The 20,296-nt window shown below is 70.2% G+C and carries 24 protein-coding genes; 14 read left to right on the top strand and 10 right to left on the bottom strand.

The window, feature by feature from the left end:
* Positions 1-58 precede the first annotated feature (58 nt).
* The 4 genes from BMW35_RS07710 (at position 59) to BMW35_RS07695 (ending at position 3,574) form a co-directional block, all read left to right on the top strand.
* Positions 59-1,132: a M20 family metallopeptidase gene (locus BMW35_RS07710; protein WP_089668782.1), complete on the top strand. Its 1,074-nt coding sequence runs from the start codon at positions 59-61 to the stop codon at positions 1,130-1,132.
* Between the two features lie 50 nt (positions 1,133-1,182).
* Entirely contained in the window at positions 1,183-2,688 is a 1,506-nt protein-coding gene (locus BMW35_RS07705; RefSeq protein ID WP_089668781.1) for a carboxypeptidase M32, read from the top strand.
* Between the two features lie 62 nt (positions 2,689-2,750).
* Positions 2,751-2,948: a DUF8144 family membrane protein gene (locus BMW35_RS07700; protein ID WP_089668780.1), complete on the top strand. Its 198-nt coding sequence runs from the start codon at positions 2,751-2,753 to the stop codon at positions 2,946-2,948.
* Positions 2,949-3,022: 74 nt separating this feature from the next.
* Positions 3,023-3,574, top strand: a complete 552-nt coding sequence (locus BMW35_RS07695; RefSeq protein ID WP_089668779.1) for a GNAT family N-acetyltransferase — start codon at positions 3,023-3,025, stop codon at positions 3,572-3,574.
* Here BMW35_RS07695 and BMW35_RS07690 read toward each other — a convergent pair whose 3' ends face one another.
* Positions 3,575-4,036, bottom strand: a complete 462-nt coding sequence (locus tag BMW35_RS07690; protein ID WP_089668778.1) for a hypothetical protein — start codon at positions 4,034-4,036, stop codon at positions 3,575-3,577.
* A 101-nt stretch (positions 4,037-4,137) separates the two neighbouring features.
* Between BMW35_RS07690 and BMW35_RS07685 the strand changes: the two genes are divergently transcribed.
* Entirely contained in the window at positions 4,138-5,181 is a 1,044-nt protein-coding gene (locus tag BMW35_RS07685; RefSeq protein WP_089668777.1) for a zinc-dependent alcohol dehydrogenase family protein, read from the top strand.
* Here the strand turns inward: BMW35_RS07685 and BMW35_RS07680 are convergent, their stop codons facing one another.
* Positions 5,182-5,721 (bottom strand): ComEA family DNA-binding protein, encoded by a 540-nt coding sequence (locus BMW35_RS07680; protein ID WP_089668776.1) that lies wholly within the window; start codon positions 5,719-5,721, stop codon positions 5,182-5,184.
* Between the two features lie 118 nt (positions 5,722-5,839).
* Between BMW35_RS07680 and BMW35_RS07675 the strand changes: the two genes are divergently transcribed.
* The 5 genes from BMW35_RS07675 (at position 5,840) to BMW35_RS07665 (ending at position 10,878) form a co-directional block, all read left to right on the top strand.
* Positions 5,840-7,333, top strand: a complete 1,494-nt coding sequence (locus BMW35_RS07675) for a carboxypeptidase M32 (protein WP_089668775.1) — start codon at positions 5,840-5,842, stop codon at positions 7,331-7,333.
* 99 nt (positions 7,334-7,432) lie between these two features.
* Complete coding sequence (locus BMW35_RS15575; RefSeq protein WP_177170799.1) at positions 7,433-7,606, top strand: HVO_0416 family zinc finger protein; 174 nt, start codon at positions 7,433-7,435, stop codon at positions 7,604-7,606.
* 137 nt (positions 7,607-7,743) lie between these two features.
* On the top strand, positions 7,744-7,902 hold the full coding sequence (locus tag BMW35_RS15570) for a DUF7563 family protein (protein WP_177170798.1): 159 nt from the start codon (positions 7,744-7,746) through the stop codon (positions 7,900-7,902).
* Positions 7,903-7,977: 75 nt separating this feature from the next.
* Positions 7,978-9,807, top strand: coding sequence for a UvrD-helicase domain-containing protein (locus BMW35_RS07670; protein WP_089668774.1), 1,830 nt, complete (start codon positions 7,978-7,980; stop codon positions 9,805-9,807).
* Positions 9,808-10,878: a M24 family metallopeptidase gene (locus tag BMW35_RS07665; RefSeq protein ID WP_089668773.1), complete on the top strand. Its 1,071-nt coding sequence runs from the start codon at positions 9,808-9,810 to the stop codon at positions 10,876-10,878. It abuts the gene before it with no gap.
* Here BMW35_RS07665 and BMW35_RS07660 read toward each other — a convergent pair.
* On the bottom strand, positions 10,872-11,132 hold the full coding sequence (locus BMW35_RS07660; RefSeq protein WP_089668772.1) for a DUF7533 family protein: 261 nt from the start codon (positions 11,130-11,132) through the stop codon (positions 10,872-10,874). The two genes, BMW35_RS07665 and BMW35_RS07660, sit on opposite strands and share 7 nt — an antisense overlap.
* 85 nt (positions 11,133-11,217) lie before the next feature.
* Between BMW35_RS07660 and BMW35_RS07655 the strand changes: the two genes are divergently transcribed.
* Positions 11,218-11,913, top strand: a complete 696-nt coding sequence (locus BMW35_RS07655) for a riboflavin synthase (protein ID WP_089668771.1) — start codon at positions 11,218-11,220, stop codon at positions 11,911-11,913.
* On the opposite strand, the gene BMW35_RS07650 is transcribed toward BMW35_RS07655, so the two are convergent.
* A complete protein-coding gene (locus BMW35_RS07650) occupies positions 11,862-12,989 on the bottom strand; it encodes a PrsW family intramembrane metalloprotease (RefSeq protein WP_089668770.1) in 1,128 nt (375 codons plus the stop codon). The genes BMW35_RS07655 and BMW35_RS07650 overlap by 52 nt on opposite strands.
* 232 nt (positions 12,990-13,221) lie before the next feature.
* Between BMW35_RS07650 and BMW35_RS07645 the strand changes: the two genes are divergently transcribed.
* On the top strand, positions 13,222-13,614 hold the full coding sequence (locus BMW35_RS07645; protein ID WP_089668769.1) for a DUF7532 family protein: 393 nt from the start codon (positions 13,222-13,224) through the stop codon (positions 13,612-13,614).
* Positions 13,611-15,020 carry a ribonuclease FAU-1 family protein gene (locus tag BMW35_RS07640; RefSeq protein WP_089668768.1) on the top strand — a complete coding sequence of 470 codons (1,410 nt, stop codon included), beginning with the start codon at positions 13,611-13,613 and terminating at the stop codon, positions 15,018-15,020. Before BMW35_RS07645 ends, BMW35_RS07640 begins: the two co-directional genes overlap by 4 nt.
* Positions 15,021-15,049: 29 nt before the next feature.
* Here BMW35_RS07640 and BMW35_RS07635 read toward each other — a convergent pair whose 3' ends face one another.
* From BMW35_RS07635 to BMW35_RS07615, 5 genes are all read right to left on the bottom strand, one after another.
* Complete coding sequence (locus BMW35_RS07635) at positions 15,050-15,421, bottom strand: NifU family protein (RefSeq protein ID WP_089668767.1); 372 nt, start codon at positions 15,419-15,421, stop codon at positions 15,050-15,052.
* Positions 15,422-15,460: 39 nt separating this feature from the next.
* Positions 15,461-16,945: an LVIVD repeat-containing protein gene (locus BMW35_RS07630; RefSeq protein ID WP_089668766.1), complete on the bottom strand. Its 1,485-nt coding sequence runs from the start codon at positions 16,943-16,945 to the stop codon at positions 15,461-15,463.
* 42 nt (positions 16,946-16,987) lie between these two features.
* On the bottom strand, positions 16,988-17,959 hold the full coding sequence (locus tag BMW35_RS07625) for an ROK family protein (RefSeq protein ID WP_089668765.1): 972 nt from the start codon (positions 17,957-17,959) through the stop codon (positions 16,988-16,990).
* Between the two features lie 91 nt (positions 17,960-18,050).
* Positions 18,051-18,653, bottom strand: coding sequence for an AIM24 family protein (locus tag BMW35_RS07620; RefSeq protein ID WP_245708150.1), 603 nt, complete (start codon positions 18,651-18,653; stop codon positions 18,051-18,053).
* Positions 18,653-19,105, bottom strand: a complete 453-nt coding sequence (locus BMW35_RS07615) for a universal stress protein (RefSeq protein WP_089670376.1) — start codon at positions 19,103-19,105, stop codon at positions 18,653-18,655. The genes BMW35_RS07620 and BMW35_RS07615 overlap by 1 nt, the downstream gene beginning before the upstream one ends.
* Before the next feature lie 60 nt (positions 19,106-19,165).
* Between BMW35_RS07615 and BMW35_RS07610 the strand changes: the two genes are divergently transcribed.
* Positions 19,166-19,906, top strand: a complete 741-nt coding sequence (locus BMW35_RS07610) for an SDR family NAD(P)-dependent oxidoreductase (RefSeq protein WP_089670375.1) — start codon at positions 19,166-19,168, stop codon at positions 19,904-19,906.
* A 169-nt stretch (positions 19,907-20,075) separates the two neighbouring features.
* On the opposite strand, the gene BMW35_RS07605 is transcribed toward BMW35_RS07610, so the two are convergent.
* Positions 20,076-20,270 carry a hypothetical protein gene (locus BMW35_RS07605; RefSeq protein WP_089668763.1) on the bottom strand — a complete coding sequence of 65 codons (195 nt, stop codon included), beginning with the start codon at positions 20,268-20,270 and terminating at the stop codon, positions 20,076-20,078.
* Positions 20,271-20,296: the final 26 nt, after the last annotated feature.

Below are 20,296 nucleotides of genomic sequence, written 5' to 3'. Positions count from 1 at the left end.
TAGTCGGCGGGCGGACACGCGGCCAACGGCTAAGGACTGTCGTCCCGACACCTCGCCTGTGTCCGAACTCCGTGCCCTCACCGAGCGCCTCGTCTCGATTCCCAGCCACGACGACGAGACGGCCGCCGGCGACGCAATCGAAGACTGGCTCCGCGAGCACACGGACGCCGATGTCCACCGGGACGAAGCTGGCAACGTCCGAGCGTGGCGTGCTTCCGAGAACTCGGGCGAGTCGCTGGCGTTCGTCGGCCACCACGACGTGGTGCCGCCGGACGACTCGCAGGTCACCGAGAACGGCGCGTTCGTCGTCGCGGAGCGCGACGACCGACTCTACGGCCGCGGCACGGCCGACATGAACGGCGCTGTCGCGGCGATGCTGCTGGCGTTCCGGGACGCCGACCCCGAACGACCACTCGGCTTCGCGTCGTTCGTCGGCGAGGAGACCGGCGGCGCGGGTGCCAGACACGCCCGCTCTGACGGCTTCGACCCCGACTGGGCGGTCGTCGGCGAGGGGTCGACGGGCTACTCCGCGGACGGTGTCCTTGACGTCGCTGTCGCGCACAAGGGCCGGCGCGCGAGCACGCTCACCGCCGCCGGTGCGAGCGCGCACGCCAGCGAACCCGAGGCCGGCGAGAACGCCGTCTACCGCGCCGCGGACGCCGTCGACGCCGTCCGAGACCTCGACGCACCGACGGCCGATGTCCTCGGCGAGTCCGTCTCCGGGAGCGTCGCCGTCACCGAAATCGCGGGCGGGACGGCCTGGAACGTGATTCCCGACGAGTGTACGATTACGGTCGACGAGCGCACCGTCCCCGGCGAGCGCGCCGCCCTCGACCGAGTCGAAGACCTTCCGGGGATGTCGTGGACGGTCGACCAGGACCTCCCGCCGATGGCGTGCAGCAGCGACCGGCTCGCCGACCGCGCGCTGTCGGCGGTCCGCGAGGCTCAGGACGGCGACGGCGAGCACGTCGTGAAACCCCACGCCACGGACGCCGGGTGGCTGGCCGACGCCGGTGTCGCCTGCGTCGTCTGCGGGCCCGCCGAACCCGGCGAAGCCCACACGGAGACCGAGAGCGTCTCGCTGTCGGTGCTGCGGCGGTGCCGCGACGCCTACGAGCGGCTGGCCGCGTGACTCGCGTCGAGACAACAACTCTCATGGGGCCGCGGCGTCGACTCCTGCCCATGGCAGAGGCCAAACAGGCCCCCGACGCGTATGATGCTCTCCTCGACCACTACGAGACCGTCTCCGGACTCGGGGACGCCGCAGGCGTCCTCAGCTGGGACCAGGAAGTGATGATGCCCGAGGGCGGCAACCCCGCCCGGTCGAAGCAGAAGTCTGCGGTGTCGACCGTCCGCCACGACCTCCTCACGGACGAGCAGGTCGCGGACTGGCTGGACGAACTCGACGACGCCGACCTCACGGACGAGCAGGAGTCGGTCGTCCGCGAGATTCGCCGCGCCCACGAGCGCGCCGCTCGCGTGCCGAGCGACCTCGTCGCCGAAATCTCGGAGAAGACCTCCGAGGCCCACCCGAAGTGGAAGGAGGCCCGGGAGGAGGACGACTTCTCCATCTTCGCACCGGTACTCGAAGACCTCATCGAACTCAAGAAGGAGTACGCCGAACACATCGACCCCGACGCCGACGCCTACGAGGTCCTGTTCGCGGACTACGAGCCGTACCTCGACCTCGACACCGCGGAGCGCGTGCTCGAACGCCTCCGCGACGAACTCGTCCCCCTCATCGAGGACATCCGCGACAGCGACGTGGAGCTCGCGGACCCCTTCGACGGCGAGTTCGACGTGGACACCCAGGAGGACCTCGCCCGCGACGTGCTCGACACCCTCGGCTACGACTGGGAGCACGGCCGCGTCGACACCGCCCCGCATCCGTTCTCCTCGGGCACCCAGTTCGACGCCCGCGTCACCACCCGGTTCGACCCCGAGAAGCCCGTGGACGCGTTCATGTCCACCATCCACGAGTTCGGGCACGCCCGCTACACCCTCGGTCTGCCGCGCGAGCAGTACGGCAACCCCCTCGGCGAGTCGCGTGACCTGACCGTCCACGAGTCCCAGAGCCGGCTCTGGGAGAACCACGTCGGCCGCTCCCGGGCGTTCTGGGAGACGTTCCTGCCCGAGGTCAAGGAGCGCTTCCCGCAGGTCGAGGACGCCACCCCGGAGGAGGCCTTCGAGGCCGCCAACGAGATCTTCGAGGACAACCTCATCCGGGTCGAGGCGGACGAACTCACCTACCACATGCACATCGTGGTGCGGTTCGAAATCGAGCGCGAACTCATCGAGGGCGACCTCGACGTCGAGGACGTGCCCGAGGCCTGGAACGACAAGTACGAGGAGTACCTCGGCATCCGCCCCGAGAACGACGCCGAGGGCTGCCTGCAGGACATCCACTGGAGCCACGGCTCGTTCGGCTACTTCCCGACGTACTCGCTGGGCAGCGTGCTCGCCGCCCAGATTCACGCCGCGCTCGAAGACGATGTCGGCCCCGTCGACGAACGAGTCCGCGAGGGCGACTTCGACGTCGTCGGCGACTGGCTCGAATCCAACGTCCACCAGCACGGTGCCCGCTACACGACGCCCGAACTGGTGCGTGAAGCGACCGGCGAGGACTTCACCGCCGACTACTTCCTCGACTACGTCCACGAGAAGTACGGCGAGCTGTACGACCTCTGACGCCGCCTCGGGCAGCGCGAACCGCCGGCAGTTATTTTGCCGTTCCGAGACGAGACTGACGTATGACAGAACGGACTGCGGTCGACCTCGTCGAGGAGTGGCAGACGGGCGCGTTCCTGTTGCTGGCGTCGGCGCTCGCCGGCTTCGTCGCCGCGAGCGCGGTGGGTCGCGGAGTCGCCAGCAGCCTCGGCCTCCCCACGTTCGCCGGCGGCGCAGTGCTGACCTTCCTCGTGCTCTCCTACCTCTTCTACGGCCGATAGGCCACGCCGTCAGCCGGCTCATTCGACCGCCCGGCCACCGAAAGCTTATGCTCGACTCGCCGGGTGCCTCCCGCATGCCCGGTCCGGTCTTCCTCTCCGGCGACCGCATCACTCTTCGACCGACAGAGCGCGAGGACCTCGACGCCATCCGCGAGTGGGTGAACGACCCCGCAGTGTGGCGTCCGGCGATGGACGCGAAGCCGATGAACGGCGACCTCGCCGAGGAGTTCTTCGAGTCGGTGCTCACCACGGAGGACGACGTGCACACGACAGTCTGCGTGGCCGACGAGCCGGTCGGCCACGCCACCCTCACGACCAGCGAGTACGGGCCGACCGCCACCGAGCGCGCCCGCAGCGTCGAACTCGCGTACTACCTCGACCCCGACCACCACGGCCAGGGCTACGGGAGCGAGGCCGCCGCACTGCTCGTGCAGTACGCCTTCGAGGACTGGAACATGCGCCGGGTGTTCGCTCGCGCCGGGGGGTTCAACGACGCCGCGATGGGGCTGCTCGAATCGCTGAGCTTCCAGCGGGAGGGCGCCCGGCGCGACGCCGCCTACTACCGCGGCGACTACTACGACATGGTCACCTACGGCCTGCTCCGCGAGGAGTGGGCGGAGCGGTAGTCAGCAGTCGACGGTCGTCGTTCTCGTCTCGTCGCCGTTCGGGTCGGCCGGTTCGACTGTCCGAACGCGGTCGGGGAGTCGCGTTTCGAGCGAGAACGTCGCCTCGTAGCCGGGGAATCGGGCGACGTCCGAGCACGAGCGGTCCGGGTGCCAAGCTGCCACGACGAGTGTCAGCAGGCCGTCGTCGAGGGTGACGCGGTCCGCGTAGAGCGACGAACAGCCGTTCCCGCTCGGTGCGACGCCGACCACGCGGACGCGTCCGGCGTTGGGGTCGCAGGTGACCTGTGGCGGCTGGTTACGTCCCACGTCCGCGTCCTCGACCGGCGCACTGAACGACCAGTCAGCGACGCCGTCGGGCGCCTCCGGTGGCGAGGGCGGTAACTCCGACCCACTGGTGTTGCAGCCGGCGAGCGCGCCCGCGCCGAGGAGGGCTGTGGTGGTGATGAACCGGCGGCGGTCCATGCCCGGCAGTCGTGTCGGCGAAATTATAGCTCTTCTGGCAGTCCCGGCGACCCGGTGGGGGTGTCCGGTCGTTTTTCCCGCTGCCCGCCGAGGGACGGAGTATGCGCGCAGCCGTCTACGAGGGACCCGGCGAGATAGCCGTCGAGGACGTACCGAAGCCCGAAATCGAGTCGCCCGAGGACGCCGTGATTCGCGTCACGCACACGGCGGTCTGTGGCTCCGACCTCTGGTTCTACCGCGGCGACAGCGACCGCGAAGAGGGGTCGCGGGTCGGCCACGAGCCGATGGGTATCGTCGAGGAGGTCGGCGACGACGTGACCTCCGTGGAGCCCGGCGACCGCGTCATCGCGCCGTTCGCCATCTCCTGCGGGGAGTGCGAGTTCTGCCGGAAGGGCCTCTACACCTCCTGTGTCGAGGACGAGTCGTGGGGCAGCGAGGCGAACGGCGGCGGGCAGGGCGAGTACGTCAAGTGCCCGTTCGCGGACGGCACGCTCGTCCGGGTCCCCGACCGCTACGCCGACGACGAGGACGTGCTCGAATCGCTCCTCCCGCTGACCGACGTAATGGGGACGGGCCACCACGCCGCCGTCAGCGCGGGCGTCGGCGAGGGCGATACGGCAGTCGTTATCGGCGACGGCGCGGTCGGGCTGTGCGGCGTGCTCGCCGCTCAGCGCCTCGGCGCGGAGCGCATTATCGCGATGGGCCACCACGAGGACCGCCTCGAACTCGCCGAGGAGTTCGGCGCGACGGAGACCATCTCGGCCCGCGGCGAGGAGGCCATCGAGCGCGCGAAAGAGCTCACGCACGGCGGCGCGAACCACGTCATGGAGTGTGTCGGCGCGGCGTCCGCGATGGACTCCGCCATCGCCATCGCGCGGCCGGGCGGCACCGTCGGCTACGTCGGCGTGCCGTACGGCGTCGACGAGGAGGGCCTGGACGTGTTCACGATGTTCTCCGACAACATCACCGTCCGGGGCGGGGTCGCGCCAGTCCGGCAGTACGCCGAGGAGCTGATGGACGACGTGCTGCAGGGCACGCTGGACCCGTCGCCCATCTTCACGAAGACCGTCGACCTGGAGGGCGTCCCTGAGGGGTACGCGGCGATGGACGACCGCGAAGCCATCAAGGTCATGGTGAAGGTCTGACTACAGGTCGCAGTCGAAACACCAGAACGCGTCGCTGAGGGCGTCGAATCGGTCGTCGTCGACGCCCGGCACCGCCCGGAGTTCCTCGATGTCGCAGTACGGCCGGTTGCGCTTGATGGCGTCGAACAGTTCCTCGTCGCAGCCGGGCAGCGCCGTAACGCGGCCCGGCGGCACGAGGTTGATTTCGGTGACGAATTCTTGGTAGCCCGGGTCGTCGTCGCCCCAGGCCGCCCGGTCCGCTTCGAGTGCGCGCTCGTGGGCGGCCTCGACGCCGAGCCCGTCGGCCCGCGCCTCGATTTCGGCGAGTTCGTGGTGGAGGACGTACTTCTCGTACGGTTCGAGGAACTCCGTCACCCAGACCTCGCCGAGCGGGATGCCGAGGTCGTCGGCTGCCGGCGGTGCGATGCGGTCGCCGTTGTACTCGACGTTGTAGCAGGCGTTGTACTTCGCCATCACGTCGTGGGACTTGTAGACGACGCGCCAGCCCCGGGCTTCCATCTCGGTGCGCGGGTCGGGTTGGGCTGCGTCGGCGTCGGACATACGGGCTGCTGCGTGCGGACCCTGTGAGAACCTTCTGGTAGTCTGGTAGGCAGTGGCGCGGCCGGGTGGGTTGCCGCCGGACGTGGCTTTAACTCACTGCGACGTGACACGTTTCGGCATGGCAACCGAGCCCCCCGAGACGGACGCCGCGGACGCACTCGCTGACCGAGCCGAACAGCTCGCGTACCTCTCCGACGCGAGCGGCGCGCTGGCGTGGGACCAGCGCGTGATGATGCCGGAGGGCGGCGCGCCCGCCCGCGGCAAGCAGCTGTCGGCGCTCTCGACGGTCACCCACGACCTGCTCACGGACGACGAGGTCGGCGCGTGGCTGGACGCGCTCGCGGACCGCGACCTCGACGACGACCAGCAGGTGCTGTCCCGGGAGCTCGGCCGGCAGTACGAGCGCGCCGACCGCGTGCCCAGCGACCTCGTCGGGGAGCTCACGGAGACCCAGAGCGACGCCCAGCAGGTCTGGGAGCAGGCGAAGGCCGACAGCGACTTCGACTCGTTCGCGCCCGTGCTCGACGACCTGCGGGACCTCCATCTGGAGCGCGCGAGCCACATCGACGACAGCGCCGACCCCTACGAGGTGCTGTTCGAGGACGGCGAGCCCTACCTCCCGCTCGAACGAGTGGAGGAAATCTTCGACACGCTGCGCGAGCACCTGATCCCGCTCATCGAGGAACTGAAGGCCAGCGACACCGAGTTCACGTCGCCGTATTCGGGTGAGTACGACGACGACACGCAGATGGCGCTCTGCCGGGAGATCGTCGACCACCTCGATTACGACTGGGACCGCGGCCGCCTCGACACCGCTCCGCACCCGTTCATGGTGGGGCCGCAGTTCGACGCCCGCATCACGACCCGGTTCGCGGCCGACGACCCGCTCGGCGCGGTGATGTCGACCGTCCACGAGTTCGGGCACGCGTCCTACCAGCACGGGCTCCCCGACGACCAGTACGGCCACCCGCTCGGGCAGTCCCGGTCGTCGGGCGTCCACGAGTCCCAGAGCCGGTTCTGGGAGAACCACGTCGGCCGCACGGAGGCGTTCTGGGAGTACGCCACCCCCATCGTGAACGAGCACCTCGACGGGGACGCCGACCCCCGGGAGGTGTACGAGGCGGTCAACCGCATCTACCCGGAGAACAAGATTCGCGTGGAGGCCGACGAACTCACCTACCACATGCACATCATCCTCCGGTCGGACGTCGAGCGGGAGTTCGTCGCCGGTGACATCGGCGTCGAGGAGATTCCCGGGCGCTGGAACGACCTGATGGACGAGTACCTCGGCGTCCGGCCGGAGAATGACGCCGAGGGCTGCCTGCAGGACATCCACTGGACGGGCGGCTTCGCGTCGTTCCAGAACTACACGGTGGGCAGCGTGCTCGCCGCGCAACTGGACGCGACGATGCGCGACGATTTGGATGTCGACGGGCTCGTGCGCGAGGGCGAGTTCGGCCCCATCCGGGAGTGGCTCACCGAGCACGTCCACAGCCACGGGCAGCGGTACACGACCGACGAGCTAATCGAGGAGGCGACCGGCGAGCCACTGACCGCGGACTACTTCGTCGAGTACGCCGAGGAGAAGTTCGGCGAACTGTACGGCGTGTAGGCGGCGTCTCGCCGGCGTTCGTCCCGCCCACCCGGATTGCATGACAATCTTTGACAACCCCGGTAGTTTGAAGTAGTGGTGTGGTATACCATAGCGTGTATGTCGAGCGCACAGACTCCGGACGACTCCCTGCTGGACGAGTTCCTCGAAGACCGCGGCCACGACACCGAAACGTGGGAGGAGAGCTACAACAAGAAGCAGTGTCCGGAGTGCGGTGGGCTCCACGAAGTGGACGCCCGAACGTGTGAGGTCTGCGGCTGGGGGCCGAACTGACAGCGGCCACCAACTCGCCCCGACCATCGAGTTGCTTCTGCCCGTGTCCGTGACTCGCCGAACAGCCGCCGCCCGAGTACCGGTCACGTGTGTGTGCGGCCAGCACGCCTAAGACGTATCAGGAGAACACTACGACGATGCCGGAGTGCCAGAACTGCGGGTCGTTCGTGACGGAGGACTACGTCCGCGTGTTCACGCCGAACGAGCACAGCGCCCCCCGCGTCTGCCCGAACTGCGAGGACAAGATTCGGGACGGCGCGGACGTCCGTGAGGCCCGGTCGACGCGACAGAACTGACCGCCGGTTCGCGGGCTGAGACCGAGTGGCAGAATTTCAAGCGGTTTATACACTATCGGCCCCTCTAGTTCTCCAATGACGGACTCGGAGCCGGAAGTTACGCGGCTGTTCGGTGGTCCGGGGAGCGGGAAGACGACCGCGCTCCTCGACCACGTCGAGGAAATTCTGGAGGAGGACGACGTCTCGGTTCGTGACATCCTCGTCGTGTCGTACACACGCGCAGCGGCCGCGGAGGTTCGGGAACGGCTCGCCGAGCGGCTCGACATGAATCCCCGGTCGCTGCGGGGGAACGTCGCGACGATGCACGCGAAAGCCTACGAACTCCTCGGGCTCTCCCGCGGAGACGTCGTGGGCGAGGACGACAAGGAGGACTTCGCGGAAGAGTACGGCATCCCCTTCGAGGACGAGTACGCCTCCGGCTCCCGCCGGACGGCGCGCTCGACCACCCTCGGCAACAAGGTCATCGCGACCAGCCAGTGGCTCCAGCGAACGCGACGCGACGTCTCGGACTGGTACGACGTGCCGTTCCGCTGGAACGACGAAGAGGTACGCCTCCCGCCGGAAATCGACGACAACGCGCAGGTCGGGAACAAGTACACGCCGACGTGGCCCTCGACAGACGAGCGCTACGACATCCCGGAAGCCATCCGGGCGTGGCGCACGTACAAGGGCGAGAACGACCTCGTCGGCTTCGCGGACATGCTCGAACGCGTCAAGCAGCGCTCGCTGCTGCCGAACGTCGACTACCTCGTCATCGACGAGTTCCAGGACATCACGAGCCTGCAGTACGACGTCTACGAGGAGTGGCGGCCGCACATGGAGCGCGTGCTCATCGCGGGCGACGACGACCAGGTCGTCTACGCCTGGCAGGGTGCCGACCCCGAACTCCTCCTGAACACGCACGTCACCGACGACGTCGTGCTGCCGAACTCCTACCGGCTGCCGAGCCAGGTGCTGCAGGTCGTCCAGCAGGAGATCAGCCACATCGACACCCGGCAGGAGAAAGACCTCAAACCCCGCAAGGAGGGCGGGAGCGTGGAGGCCATCGACAGCCCGTCGATGCTGGACCTCGTGCGGAACGTCCGCCGCACCATCCAGAACACCGAGGACGACACGGTGATGATTCTGTTCCGGGCGCGCTACCAGCTGTTCGACTTCGTCGACGAGTTCATCGGCGAGGGCATCCCGTTCCGCGCGCTCACCGACCAGCGGATGTGGACCGACCGGCTCCAGCAGTACATCAACGCCGTCGAGGCGCTGGAGACCGACGACGACGTGAACGGGCTGGAGGCCCGCCGGCTGATGGACATGCTCCAGGACTCGGCGTTCGGCACCCGCGAGCGCAACGACCTCCGGGAGGCAATCGACGAGGCGCAGGGCGAGGACACCGACCTCACCGAACTGACGTTCGCTGCGGACTTCATCCGCGACTACGTGCCGTTCGTGCCCGGGCCGTCGGCGGCCGCGGACATGCTCCGGAAGGTCACGCGCTACCAGCGCCGCAGCATCGACGCGTACTTCCAGGGCGACTACCGCGGCACGAACCCGGAGCGCGTGCGCGTCGGCACCATCCACTCCGCGAAGGGCCGCGAGGCCGACCACGTCTTCCTCGCGACCGACCTCACCGAGAAGGTCGTCGAGCAGATGGCGGCGACCGCCGACCCCGAGGACGTGCCCGACGACATCGAGTTCACGAGCAACACGAGCCCCGTCCCGATTCTGACGGACAACGAGCGCCGCGTGTTCTACGTCGGGATGAGCCGGGCCCGCGAGCGCCTGGTGCTCCTCCAGAACCTCGTCGGTGGTGCGCCGACGCTGCCCATCGACGTGTTGCTGTACGGGGAGCAGACGGGCCAGACTCTGGAGGACGCGCTGGAGGCCGACACCCCGATTCAACTCCCGTGAATGCGGTCGGCCGCCTTCGATAGCGCGCTCGCCGACGCGAGCGCCGACGCGTTCGTCCACGCCGGACCGCCCGGCGACCCCGTGGTCTCCTACCTCGCGGGCGCACAGCTACCGTGCCGGGCGGCCGTCGTCTACGGCGGCCGGGTCGCCGTCGTCCCGGGTCGCCCGCTCCCCGAACACGTCACCGTCCGGGAGGACGTGTCCGTGCTCGACCCGGTTGCGACGCCGGCCGAGCGACTCCCCGGCCTCGTCGCGGACGCCGTGCTGGCACCGAGAACCATCCCCCACGACGCCGCACTCTACCTGGAGGGCGAGGGCGTCGAAGTGTCGTCGACGGCGGCCCACGAGCGAGCGCGCCGCCGGAAGACGGCCTCCGAGACCGAGGCGCTGCGGGACGCGGTCGACGCCGCCGAGGCCGGCCTCGAGGCTGCCGCCGGCGTGCTCGCCGGGGCCGATGTGTCGGGCGGGGAACTCACCGAAGTCGACGAGACAGTGACCGCCGAGCGCGTGCGACGGGCGGCGGACGCGGGGGTCGCACTCGACGGCGCGGCGGCCGAGACAACGGTGCAGCCGGCCGGGCCGGTCGAGGCGGGCGCGCCCCTGCACGTCACCGTGGCGGCGTCCGTCGACGGCTACCGCGCCCCGGTCTTCCGGACGTTCGTCCCGGACAGCGACGGCGGCTGGGACCGCCGCGCCACCCTCGGCTGCGAGTACGGCGTCGAGGCGGCCCTCGAAATCGTCGAGCCCGGCGAGACGTCCGCGAAGCGCGCCGGCAGCGAGGCGACTGCCGAGCTCGCGTCCCTCGGCTTCCCGCCGGAGACCACCCAGGTGGATGTCCACGGCGTCGGCCTCGAACGGCGCGAAGCGCCGACCGGCGGCGACGCGCTCTCCGCGGGTGCGGTCGTCTCCGTGTCTGCGGTGGCCGAACCTGACGACGCCAACGGCGGCGGCGAGGAGGCGGCGGCCGACCTCGGGCCGGTCGGCGTCTCGGACGTGGCGGTCGTCGGCGAGGACGGTGCCGAGCGCGTCGGCTCTTTCCCGCGGTCGGTCGTGCCGAAACTCGACTACTGAGTGCCGGACTCGCCGTCGTCTCGCGGTTCGTCGTCCGGGTCTTCGACCACCGCGCTGGCTGTCTTCTGTGCGAACATCGCGGGGATGTCGTCGGGCGTGACGACGTATCGTTCGAAGCCGAGGATGCCGGCGGCGAACGCGAGGAAGACCCAGCCGGTAGGGTCGCCGCCGAGCAGCGTCTCGACGCCGAGCAGCGCGGCCGGTGCCGCGAACGCCACTGCCACGGCGAGGCTGACCGCGTCGAGGAGTTTCACGCTCGGGGTTCGGTGTGCGGGACGGATAAGCCTCACCACGCCCGCGAACCGGTACGTTTTCGTGACGCGTCCCGAATCTGGAAGTGTGTTCACCGGCATCATCGAGGCGACGGGCACCGTCGAGGCCGTCGCCGACGACGAGGGCGGCCGACGCCTCCGCATCGCAGTCGAAGACGGCGACTTCGGGGCGTTCAGCCACGGCGAGAGCATCAGCGTCGGCGGCGTCTGTCTCACCGTCGAGGACTGGGACGACGCGGGCGGCGAGTGGTTCTCCGTGTTCACGGCCGCGGAGACCCTGGAGAAGACGACGCTGAGCGCGGTCTCGGAGGGAGACCTCGTGAACCTCGAACGCGCGCTCCCGGCCGATGGCCGTCTCGACGGCCACGTCGTGCAGGGCCACGTCGACACCACCACCGAGGTCGTGGCCGTCGAGCAGGTCGGCGAGGACTGGACGTTCACGTTCGCGCTCCCCGACGGCCACGAGCAGTACGTCGCGCCGAAGGGCTCGATTGCGCTCGACGGTATCAGCCTCACTGTCGCCGACGTGGACGACGCTCCGGACGAGCAGTCCGGAGGCAGTCAGACCTCGTCTGACCAGCGGGCCGGCACCTTCTCTGTCGCCGTGATTCCGACGACGTACGACCTCACGTCGCTGTCGGAGCGCCAGCCCGGCGACAGCGTGAACGTCGAGGTCGACGTGCTCGCGAAGTACGTCGAACGGATGGCCGCCTACGACTCCGACTCCTCGCCGGACTCGGTCGCACCCGACTCCTCGCGATAGTCGGCGGACTCGCCGGCCGAGTCGGCCGCTTCGCGCTCGCGGTCGGGGCCCTCGGCGGTCGCCGCGGACTCTTGCTCGGCGGCCTGCGCGCCGGAGTCGACGTACGCCAGCCGGTACGCGCTCAGCTTCCGGTAGAGGACGTAGAAGAAGAGGCCGTCGTAGACCACGACGAACGCGAGGAACGCGACGCCCTGCCCGAGCCCGACGAACTCCGCGACGGCACCGAGGTTCGTCACCGCGGTGTTGTACGTCGCGTGGATGAGGGCGGCGACCACCAGCCCCTTCACGACGATGGGGCCGGCGTCGTCGGGGTTGAACTTCGCGAGCCCGAGGTAGTAGCCCGCGAACGCCGAGTAGATGACGTGCCCCGGCCCCGCGAACGTCCGGACTGCGGCCACCTGGAACGCGACCTCGGTCGCCTGCTGGCCGCCGGCGGTCTGCGTGACCGCCACCACCTCCCGCAGGACGTAGATGGCGTTCTCGATGGTGGCGAACCCGAGGCCCGCCATCGCGCCGTAGACGGCACCGTCGACGACGGCGTCGAAGCGGTCGTCGCGGAAGGCGTACAGCCGGATGGCGAGCCACTTCACCGTCTCCTCGACGGGACCGACGACGACGAAGTAGAACAGCGCCGGGGCGACGACCGCGACCCAGCCCGGGCTGGCTTCCGCGACGCCGAAGAACAGGCCGGAGAACGCGGAGTTCAGGACGGCGGCGAACCCCGCGAACAGGAAACCGAGCGCGAACGTCACGACGAGCAGTTCGAGGGGCTCCCGGCGGGTCGCGTCGGACCGCCAGATGTAGCCGGCGACGGCGAGCGCCGGGGCGACCGACAGCAGGACGTAGACGCCGATGACGGGGCGGTCGACGAGGAGGAGACCGGTCGCGGCGGCGAACTGGGCGACGACGATGAGCGCCGCGAGCGCCACGACGAGAGCCTTCGCGCCGGTCCCGAGTGCGCCGTACAGCCACGCCGACGCGCGGTCGAGGCCGGTGCGTGGCTCCCAGGTGGCGATGTCGTAGAGGTCGGCGTCCTCGCCGGCGGCGCGCTGCACGGGGTCCTGTTCGCTGGGCATGGTCCGCTGGTTCAGCCTGCTCCCTCTTCGTACTCGTGGAGCGCATGTTAATATGTAATAAAGGCCCTAAAGGGTGCGACTTATCACTGTCCGCCGGGGACCCCGTGGTATGCCATACAGTGCCAGCCGCGGACTGCTGTACAGTTCCCTGAACGGGGAGCGCGACCGACGAGAGACCGACGCGCCGACAGACGACTGAAACGCTGATACGCCCCCGGTGCGAAGCGCGGGTATGCGATTCGACCAGCGCGCCCGGCGGGCGCTCCGGGACGCCGGCGTCTCCACGGACGCCATCCAGCGCGCCGAACAGGACCTGGCGGACGCCGCCAGCGAGACGGCAGCCGAGGTCGAGGCCTTCTTCGCCGACGTCGAGACCGTCTACTCGGACATGGACCAGACCCACTCCAGCGCCGAGTACCCCGAACACGACCTCGACTACGTCGACCTCTTCACGCACAGCGACGACGTCCGGGGGTTCCTCCGGTTCGACTCCTGGGGCGTCTACGTCGCTGACGCCCGCGTGCTCTCCGCGGACGGCGACGACACCGAGGTCGTCGAGTTGACCCTGGGGCCGACCGTGAACGACCGCGTTCGGTTCGCCCGAGAGCGGGCGCACCTCGAATGACGAGCGTCCGCGTCCGCGGCATCTACGCCACGGCGCTCACGCGAGCGTTCCGGGAGGCCGGATTCGATGTCGTCGCCGCCTCGCCGCCTATCCGGGAGCGGTTCGACGCTGCTTTCGACGCCGCCGAACCCGACGCCGACGTCTGGATGACCGACGACCGGCAGGGCGTCGGCGTCGCCGGCCCCGACGACCACGTCGACGAACTCCGGGGCGTGCTCGCCGACCTCGGCCGGGACGCCTTCGTCTGGACCGACCCGGTCCCGCGGGGCGCGGTCTTCGACGGAGTCGTGGACCGGACTGTGGGGGGCGGCGCGATTCTGGACCTCGGCGACGACCGGGAGGCCTACCTCCCGTTCGGCAACACAGACGAGCACGTCGACGACGGCGACCGCCTCCGAGTCGGCATCCGGGAGCCGGCCGCGCCCTGGAGCGACGACCGCGCGGTCGCAGCCGCGGACGTGTCCGTCTCCGGTGCACTCGCCAGCCTCGACCGCGGCGTCGACGCGCTCGTCTCGGGTGCCGCCGCCGACCGCGAGCAGCTCGCGCGCACCGCCGAACTCCTCGACCCGGACGTCCCCGAGAACTGGGGCGTCTACTGGAACTACGACGCGACGGACGCCGACATGGACGCGCTCGGGGACACCCTCGACGCGCTCGCCGACCGCGCGCAGGCCGTCGAGGACGCGCTCGCGGACGCAGACGACGACAGCGAGCCCGGACTCGTCGCCGCCCCGGAGTCGACGCTGTGGGCGTGGTTCGGCCGCGAGAGCCGCAGTGCGCTCGACGACCAGCGTCGGGCAGTCACCGACACGATGCCCGGCCACCACCGCGTGAAAGCCGGCAGCGAGGCCGCCAGCGGGGCCGTCGACTTCGCCGAGTCGCTGGGCGTCGACCTCGACGACCTGCCCTTCGGGGTCGTCACCGACCAGTTCGGCCCCACCGAGGGCGACTCGGTCGCGCTCCACCACGGGAAGCCCGACGGCTCCATGTTCTCGCTCGGCCGCGGCGAGGTCACCGACCGCGACGTGGAGACGGGCCGCGTCACCGTCGAACGCCAGATGTCCGGCGGCGGCACCTACGACGCGCTCGGCGTCGACCGCGAGGCCGGCGACACCGCCACCACCCGGTTCACCGAGGGGAACTGGTGGTACCCCACCGTCTACCGCGGCGAGGACGGCGAGCGCAAGGGCACCTACCTGAACGTCTGCACGCCCGTCGAGGTGTTCCCGGACACCGTCCGCTACGTCGACCTCCACGTCGACGTCGTCAAGCACGCCGACGGCACGGTCGAGGTCGTCGACGAGGCCGAACTACAGGACTGCGTGGACGACGGCCTCGTCTCCGACGCGCTCGCGGAGCAGGCGCTGTCGGTCGCTCGTCGCGTGAAATCCGCCGTCGAGAACTGACTACTGGGTGCCGGCGGTCCGGCGCGCCGTCAGAAGTGGTTGTCCGAGTTCGGGCTGCCCTCGCCGCGGCCGCCGCGGCCGCCCTCGTTGCGGTCGACGCCCATGAAGCTCTCCGCCTGGTCGCCGCCCCAGCCGCCGCCGTCGCCGTCCGTGAACCGCACGACCACGTCGTCGACCTCGTCGAACTCGGCCGCGAGGTCCATCTTGATTCGCTGGGCGGTCCGCGGGCTGATGCCGCAGCCCGAACACGCGCCGCCGAGTTCCACGACGACCTCGCCGTCGTCAGGGTCGGCCTTCCGGACGGCGCTGGTGCCGCCGTGGCTCCTGATGATGGGCATCTGGGCGACGAGCCACGTCTCGACGCGCTCGTGGAGGTCCCCCGCACCCGCGGTCTCGCTCATACCTGCGGGCTACGCACCCGAGCAGTGGTATACCTTCGGTTAGTCGAGCCGACGCCACGCCGCCAGCGCGGCGGCCGACGCGCCCGACACCGCGGCGAACACGCCGAACCCGGTGGCGCTCCCGCCGGACTCACCGTCGCTCCCGCCGTCGCCGCTCTGGGAGTCCGTCGTCGTGGCCGCGCTGGTGGTGGTCGCCGCGGTCGTCTCCTCGGCGGCGGTGGTGGTCGCCTGCTCCGTCGTGGTGAGACTCGGCGCGTCGGCTTGCTCGCCGGCACGGTCCGGGAACGTGAACAGGCCCGGTCCGTACTCCTCGCCGCCCCGCATGCTGGACGCGACGAAGGCCTCGCCGTCGCCCATGGACTTCGCGGTCCAGAACATCGCCTCCTCGGGCTGCCGCCACCACGCCAGCTGCTCTGGGTTCGCGGGGTCGGAGACGTCGTGGACTTTCACGCCGCCGCGGTACCACGACGTGTATAGCCGGTCGCCGTCGAAGTCGAAGTTGTGGCTCGTCGTCCAGACGCCCCCGCGAGTCGGGTCCGGGGTCGGCGGCCCCTCGATGACCGCGAGCTTCTCGGGGCTCTGCGGGTCCGAGATGTCCCAGAGGTCGATGCCGCCCGGTGCCCCCATCTCCTCGGTCTCCGGGATGTCCCAGGACTCGGCACCGGACGCCAGCAGCGTCGCGTCGTCGTTGACGGCGACGTAGTGGGAGTTCCCCGGCTTCTCGGTCCCCTCGTTTATCTGCTCGTTCGGCGACAGCGCCCGGAGGTCTTCGAGCGAGTAGTCGCCGAAGTGGTTGATGTGCTCGGGGTTCGCGGGGTCGCTGACGTCGACCAGCCAGGTGCCGGCGTCCCAGTGTGCGATGTACAGCACGTCGTCCTGCACGTAGACGTCGTGGTTCGACCGCGGGTAGTAGGCCACGTCTAGCCAGCCTTCGTCGTGGTCGGCGAGCGACCACCGGCCGACCTCCTCGAGTTCGTCTCCGGTGACGTCGACCAGAACGACGGGGTTCGTGGCCGGGGTCTCCCGGTCGTAGACCTGCTCCGGGTGGAGCGCCGTGAGGTACGCGATGCCGTCGTGGAGGTACGCGTTGTGGATTGCGTACGCCGTCTCGTGGAACCCCGTGCGCTCGGGAGCCGCCGGGTCGCTCACGTCGTAGACGGCCATCCCGCGCAGACGGTCTTTCCGGCTGGGGTTCGCGGGCCCGACCACGGCGAGGGTGTCACCCTCGACTTTCACGTCGTAGATGCCGGTCATCGGACCGGTCTCGCGGTCGGCCAGCAGCGAGGACGCGCTGAACAGCGTCTCCGGACTCTCGGGGTCGGAGACGTCGACGGTGGCGAACCCCTCGGTGGTGGCGACGTAGGCGGTGTCGCCGCTGTCGCCGACGACGACCTCTTTCGCTCCGGGGAGGTCGACGGTGCCCAGTGGGGCGTAGGCGTCTTGATTCGTCGCGGCAGTGATTCGACTCGCGAACGGGAGGGCTGCTGCGCCGGCCGCGCCACGCAGCACGTCACGTCGTCGCATGCCCCGTACTGTGGGGCCGTCGCGCAAAAGTCCTGCGTCCAGCTACGGCCCGCGAGAACGGTCGCCGGTCCCTCCCGTGAGCGCCGACGCGATTGCGCCCTTCAACACGACGTCGTCGCCCAGCGTCGTCAGCCGCACCTGTGGGACGTTGTTGAACACGTCCGCATCTAGGTGTTCGCGGATGGGGTCGAGCACCTGCTCTGGATTGTTCAGCGCGACCGCGCCGCCGACGTAGACGACCAGCGGCGCGTACGCCTGCACGAGGTTCGTCATGCCGACGGCGTTCCAGAACCCGACCTGATCGACGACGTAGTCCGCGAAGTCGTCGTCGCCCGCCGCGTCGAAGACGTCCTTCGCGGAGAACTCGGGGTCGTCGAGCGGGAGGCCAGTCTCGACGCCGCCGTCCTCGTCGGCGAGCATGCGCGCGTACTCGGGGATGTTGTTCCCCGAGCAGTACGCCTCCCAGTGACCGTCCCGGCCGCAGCCACACGTCCGGCGGCCCTGCGGGTCGACGACCATGTGGCCGAGTTCGCCGGCGTTGCCGTCCCAGCCCTCCAGCACCTCGCCGTCGACGGCGACGCCCGCGCCGATGCCCGAGGAGATGGTGACGTACGCCATGTCGTCGGGGGTGCTGTCGGCGTGGAAGCGCTCGCCGATGACGCCCGCGACCGTGTCGTTGTGGAGGTAGACTGACTCGGAGTTCAGGAGGTTCGAGACGGGCCCGACGAGCGGGATGGTGTCGACGGGGTCCGGGAAGTTCGCGGGGCCCTCGACGGTGCCCTCCGCGAGGTCCAGCGGGCCGATGCTGGCGATGCCGGCCGCCCGCACGTCGGTCGGGTCGACGCCCGCGTCCGCGCAGGCCGCTCGGAGCGTGTCGAGGACGGCCTCCGCCACGTCGATGCCGGTCGGCCCCCGGGGCGTCCCCCGGCGGTCGCTCCCGACGATGTCGCCGTCCTCGCCGGCGACTGCCGCGCGCACGTTCGTCGCGCCGAGGTCGACGCCCGCGTAGTGCATTCACCCGTAGGGGGTGCCCGCGACCACTTAACTACACAGTTTTCACTCGCTGCCGTGTTAGTTCCGCGCCCGAAGTTCGCCCCTCGCGGAGCTACTCGCGGCGGCGGGTCGCCAGCCAGACGGCCCCCGGGCCGTGGAACCGGCCGACCGACGCCGCGTCCTCCATCGCGGACACGCGCTCGACGGTGACGCCCAGGCGGTCCTCGAACGCCACCAGGTTCGCCGCCGCCACCACGTGCGTCTCGCCCGCGTCGAGGTCGAGTCGCTCCACTCGGCCGCGGCCCGCGACGTAGGCGTGGCCGTCGCCCGAGACTTCGGTCAGGAACAACCCCATGCCTCGGGTCGGGGCGTTCCCGATGCTGCCCGCGCCGACGCGGACGTTCGTCGGTGCTGCGAGGAACGAGTCCCGGGCGACCGACAGTGTGCCATCGCCGAGCGGGCAGGCCACCACCTCGCCGTGGTGGCGGGGCGCGAACCGGGCCGTCGTCTCGGCGGTGGCGGTCACGCGCACCGGCGTCACCTCGCGCTGTCGTGCGGCGTTCGCGACCGAGCGCAGCGCGCCCTCCCGGGCGCGCTCGACCCTGACGCTGCCCGTGTGGTCGACGAGCGACCCGGAAGCGGCCAGCACCGTCTCGCCGGCGTTCAGGTCGACGACGAGCGCGCCCGCGAGGCCGTCCTCGGCGGTCGCGTCCATCAGTGGTCGCTCCGCACGAACGTCACCGGGCAGGGTGCCGACAGCAGGACGGTCTGGGCCGTACTGCCGAAGACCGCTTTCCCCGTCGGCGAGCGCTGCCGGCCGCCGACCACGGCGAGGTCGGCGGCCACGTCGTCCGCGAGCGAGACGACGGCCTGCCCGTGGTCGCCGACGCGCCCCGCGACGTCGTAGTCGACGCCCGCGTCGTCGAACGCGTCCCCGAGTTCCCGGATGGTGGCGTGCCGGCGCGCGACCGCGTCCGGCGTCACTTCGTCGCCCGGTTCGCCGCCGAGGCGCTCTCTCGCGTCCTCGTACTCCGCGTCGGTGAACACGTGCGCGAGCGTCACTGACGCCCCGGCGGGGCCGGCGATGTCCGTGGTCGTCGCGGCGAGCGGGCCGACCCTGTCGTCGTCACTGGGCCCGACGGCGACCAGCAGCCGGTCGAGTGTCATGGTCCGGGCGTGGCCCGCGAACGGCATAAGCATATGGCCGGTCCGGCCCAACCGACGCACGTGCATCAGCCCGACCTCTCCGGCCGCACCGCGCTCGTCACGGGCAGCGCGCGCGGCCTCGGCAGCGGCCTCGCGCTCTCGCTGGCGGACTGCGGTGCCAGCGTCGCAATCCACTACAACACCAGCGGCGACGCCGCCGAATCGGTGGCCGCGGACGCCCGCGACCTCGGCGCGCCCGCGGCGACGACCGTGCAGGGCGACGTCACCGACCCCGAGGGCGTCGACGGTATCTTCGACGCCGTCGAGGCCGACCTCGGGACGGTGGACGTGCTCGTGAACAACGTCGGGAGCTTCGCGCCCGAGCACTGGGCGGACATCAGCTTCGAGGACTGGAACCGCGTGCTGGACACGAACCTCACCGCGACCTACCTCACGTCGAAGCGCGCCCTCGACGGGATGCGCGACCAGTCGTGGGGCCGCATCGTCAACGTCGGCTACGCATCGGCGGAGAAAGGCCTCGTGAGCGCGAAGAACTTCCCGTACTTCGCCGCCAAGCAGGGCGTCCTGATGTTCACGCGCATGCTCGCCGCCGACACCAGCGAGGACGGCATCACGGTCAACGCCGTGTCGCCGTACGTCATCGAGAACTCCGACGAGTTCCCCGACGACGCCCCGCGCGGCCGCTGGGCGACGTTCGACGACCTCGCGGGCGTCGTCCGGTTCTTCTGCGACGACGACTCGGAGTACATCTCCGGGCAGAACGTGGAAGTCGACGGCGGGTGGCTGCCCGAGGACGTGTAGAATCCGCGAGCGCAGCGAGCGGTTCACTGCCGGAACGGGGCGGAGCCCCGCGGAGGCAGGAGTTTTTAGCGTAGCTTTTTGCGAGGCGTGGTGTGCGAGCGCAGCGAGCACACCCGCCGAAGTAAAAAGGTACGTGGACGGCGGGTGGCTGCCGGAGAGTGCGTAGGAGTTAGTTGCCGTCGCTCCACGGGCCGACGCCGGCGAACCGGCCGAGCGTCCAGCCGACGGCGAACGGCGCGAGGACGACCAGACAGCCGAGACCCACCCAGCGCGCGGGCGGCGGCTGCGTCGCGAGGAACACGAGGTAGGCGACGCCGACGACGGGCAGCGACCGGGCGAGCAGCGACCGGGACTCCTGGGGCACACCGGTGCTTGCGCGTACTCGGTGAA

This window comes from Halobacterium jilantaiense (assembly GCF_900110535.1).
Lineage (GTDB): Archaea > Halobacteriota > Halobacteria > Halobacteriales > Halobacteriaceae > Halobacterium > Halobacterium jilantaiense.
Note: the sequence above shows the minus strand (reverse complement) of the source record. Positions and strands in the feature narration are given on the sequence as shown.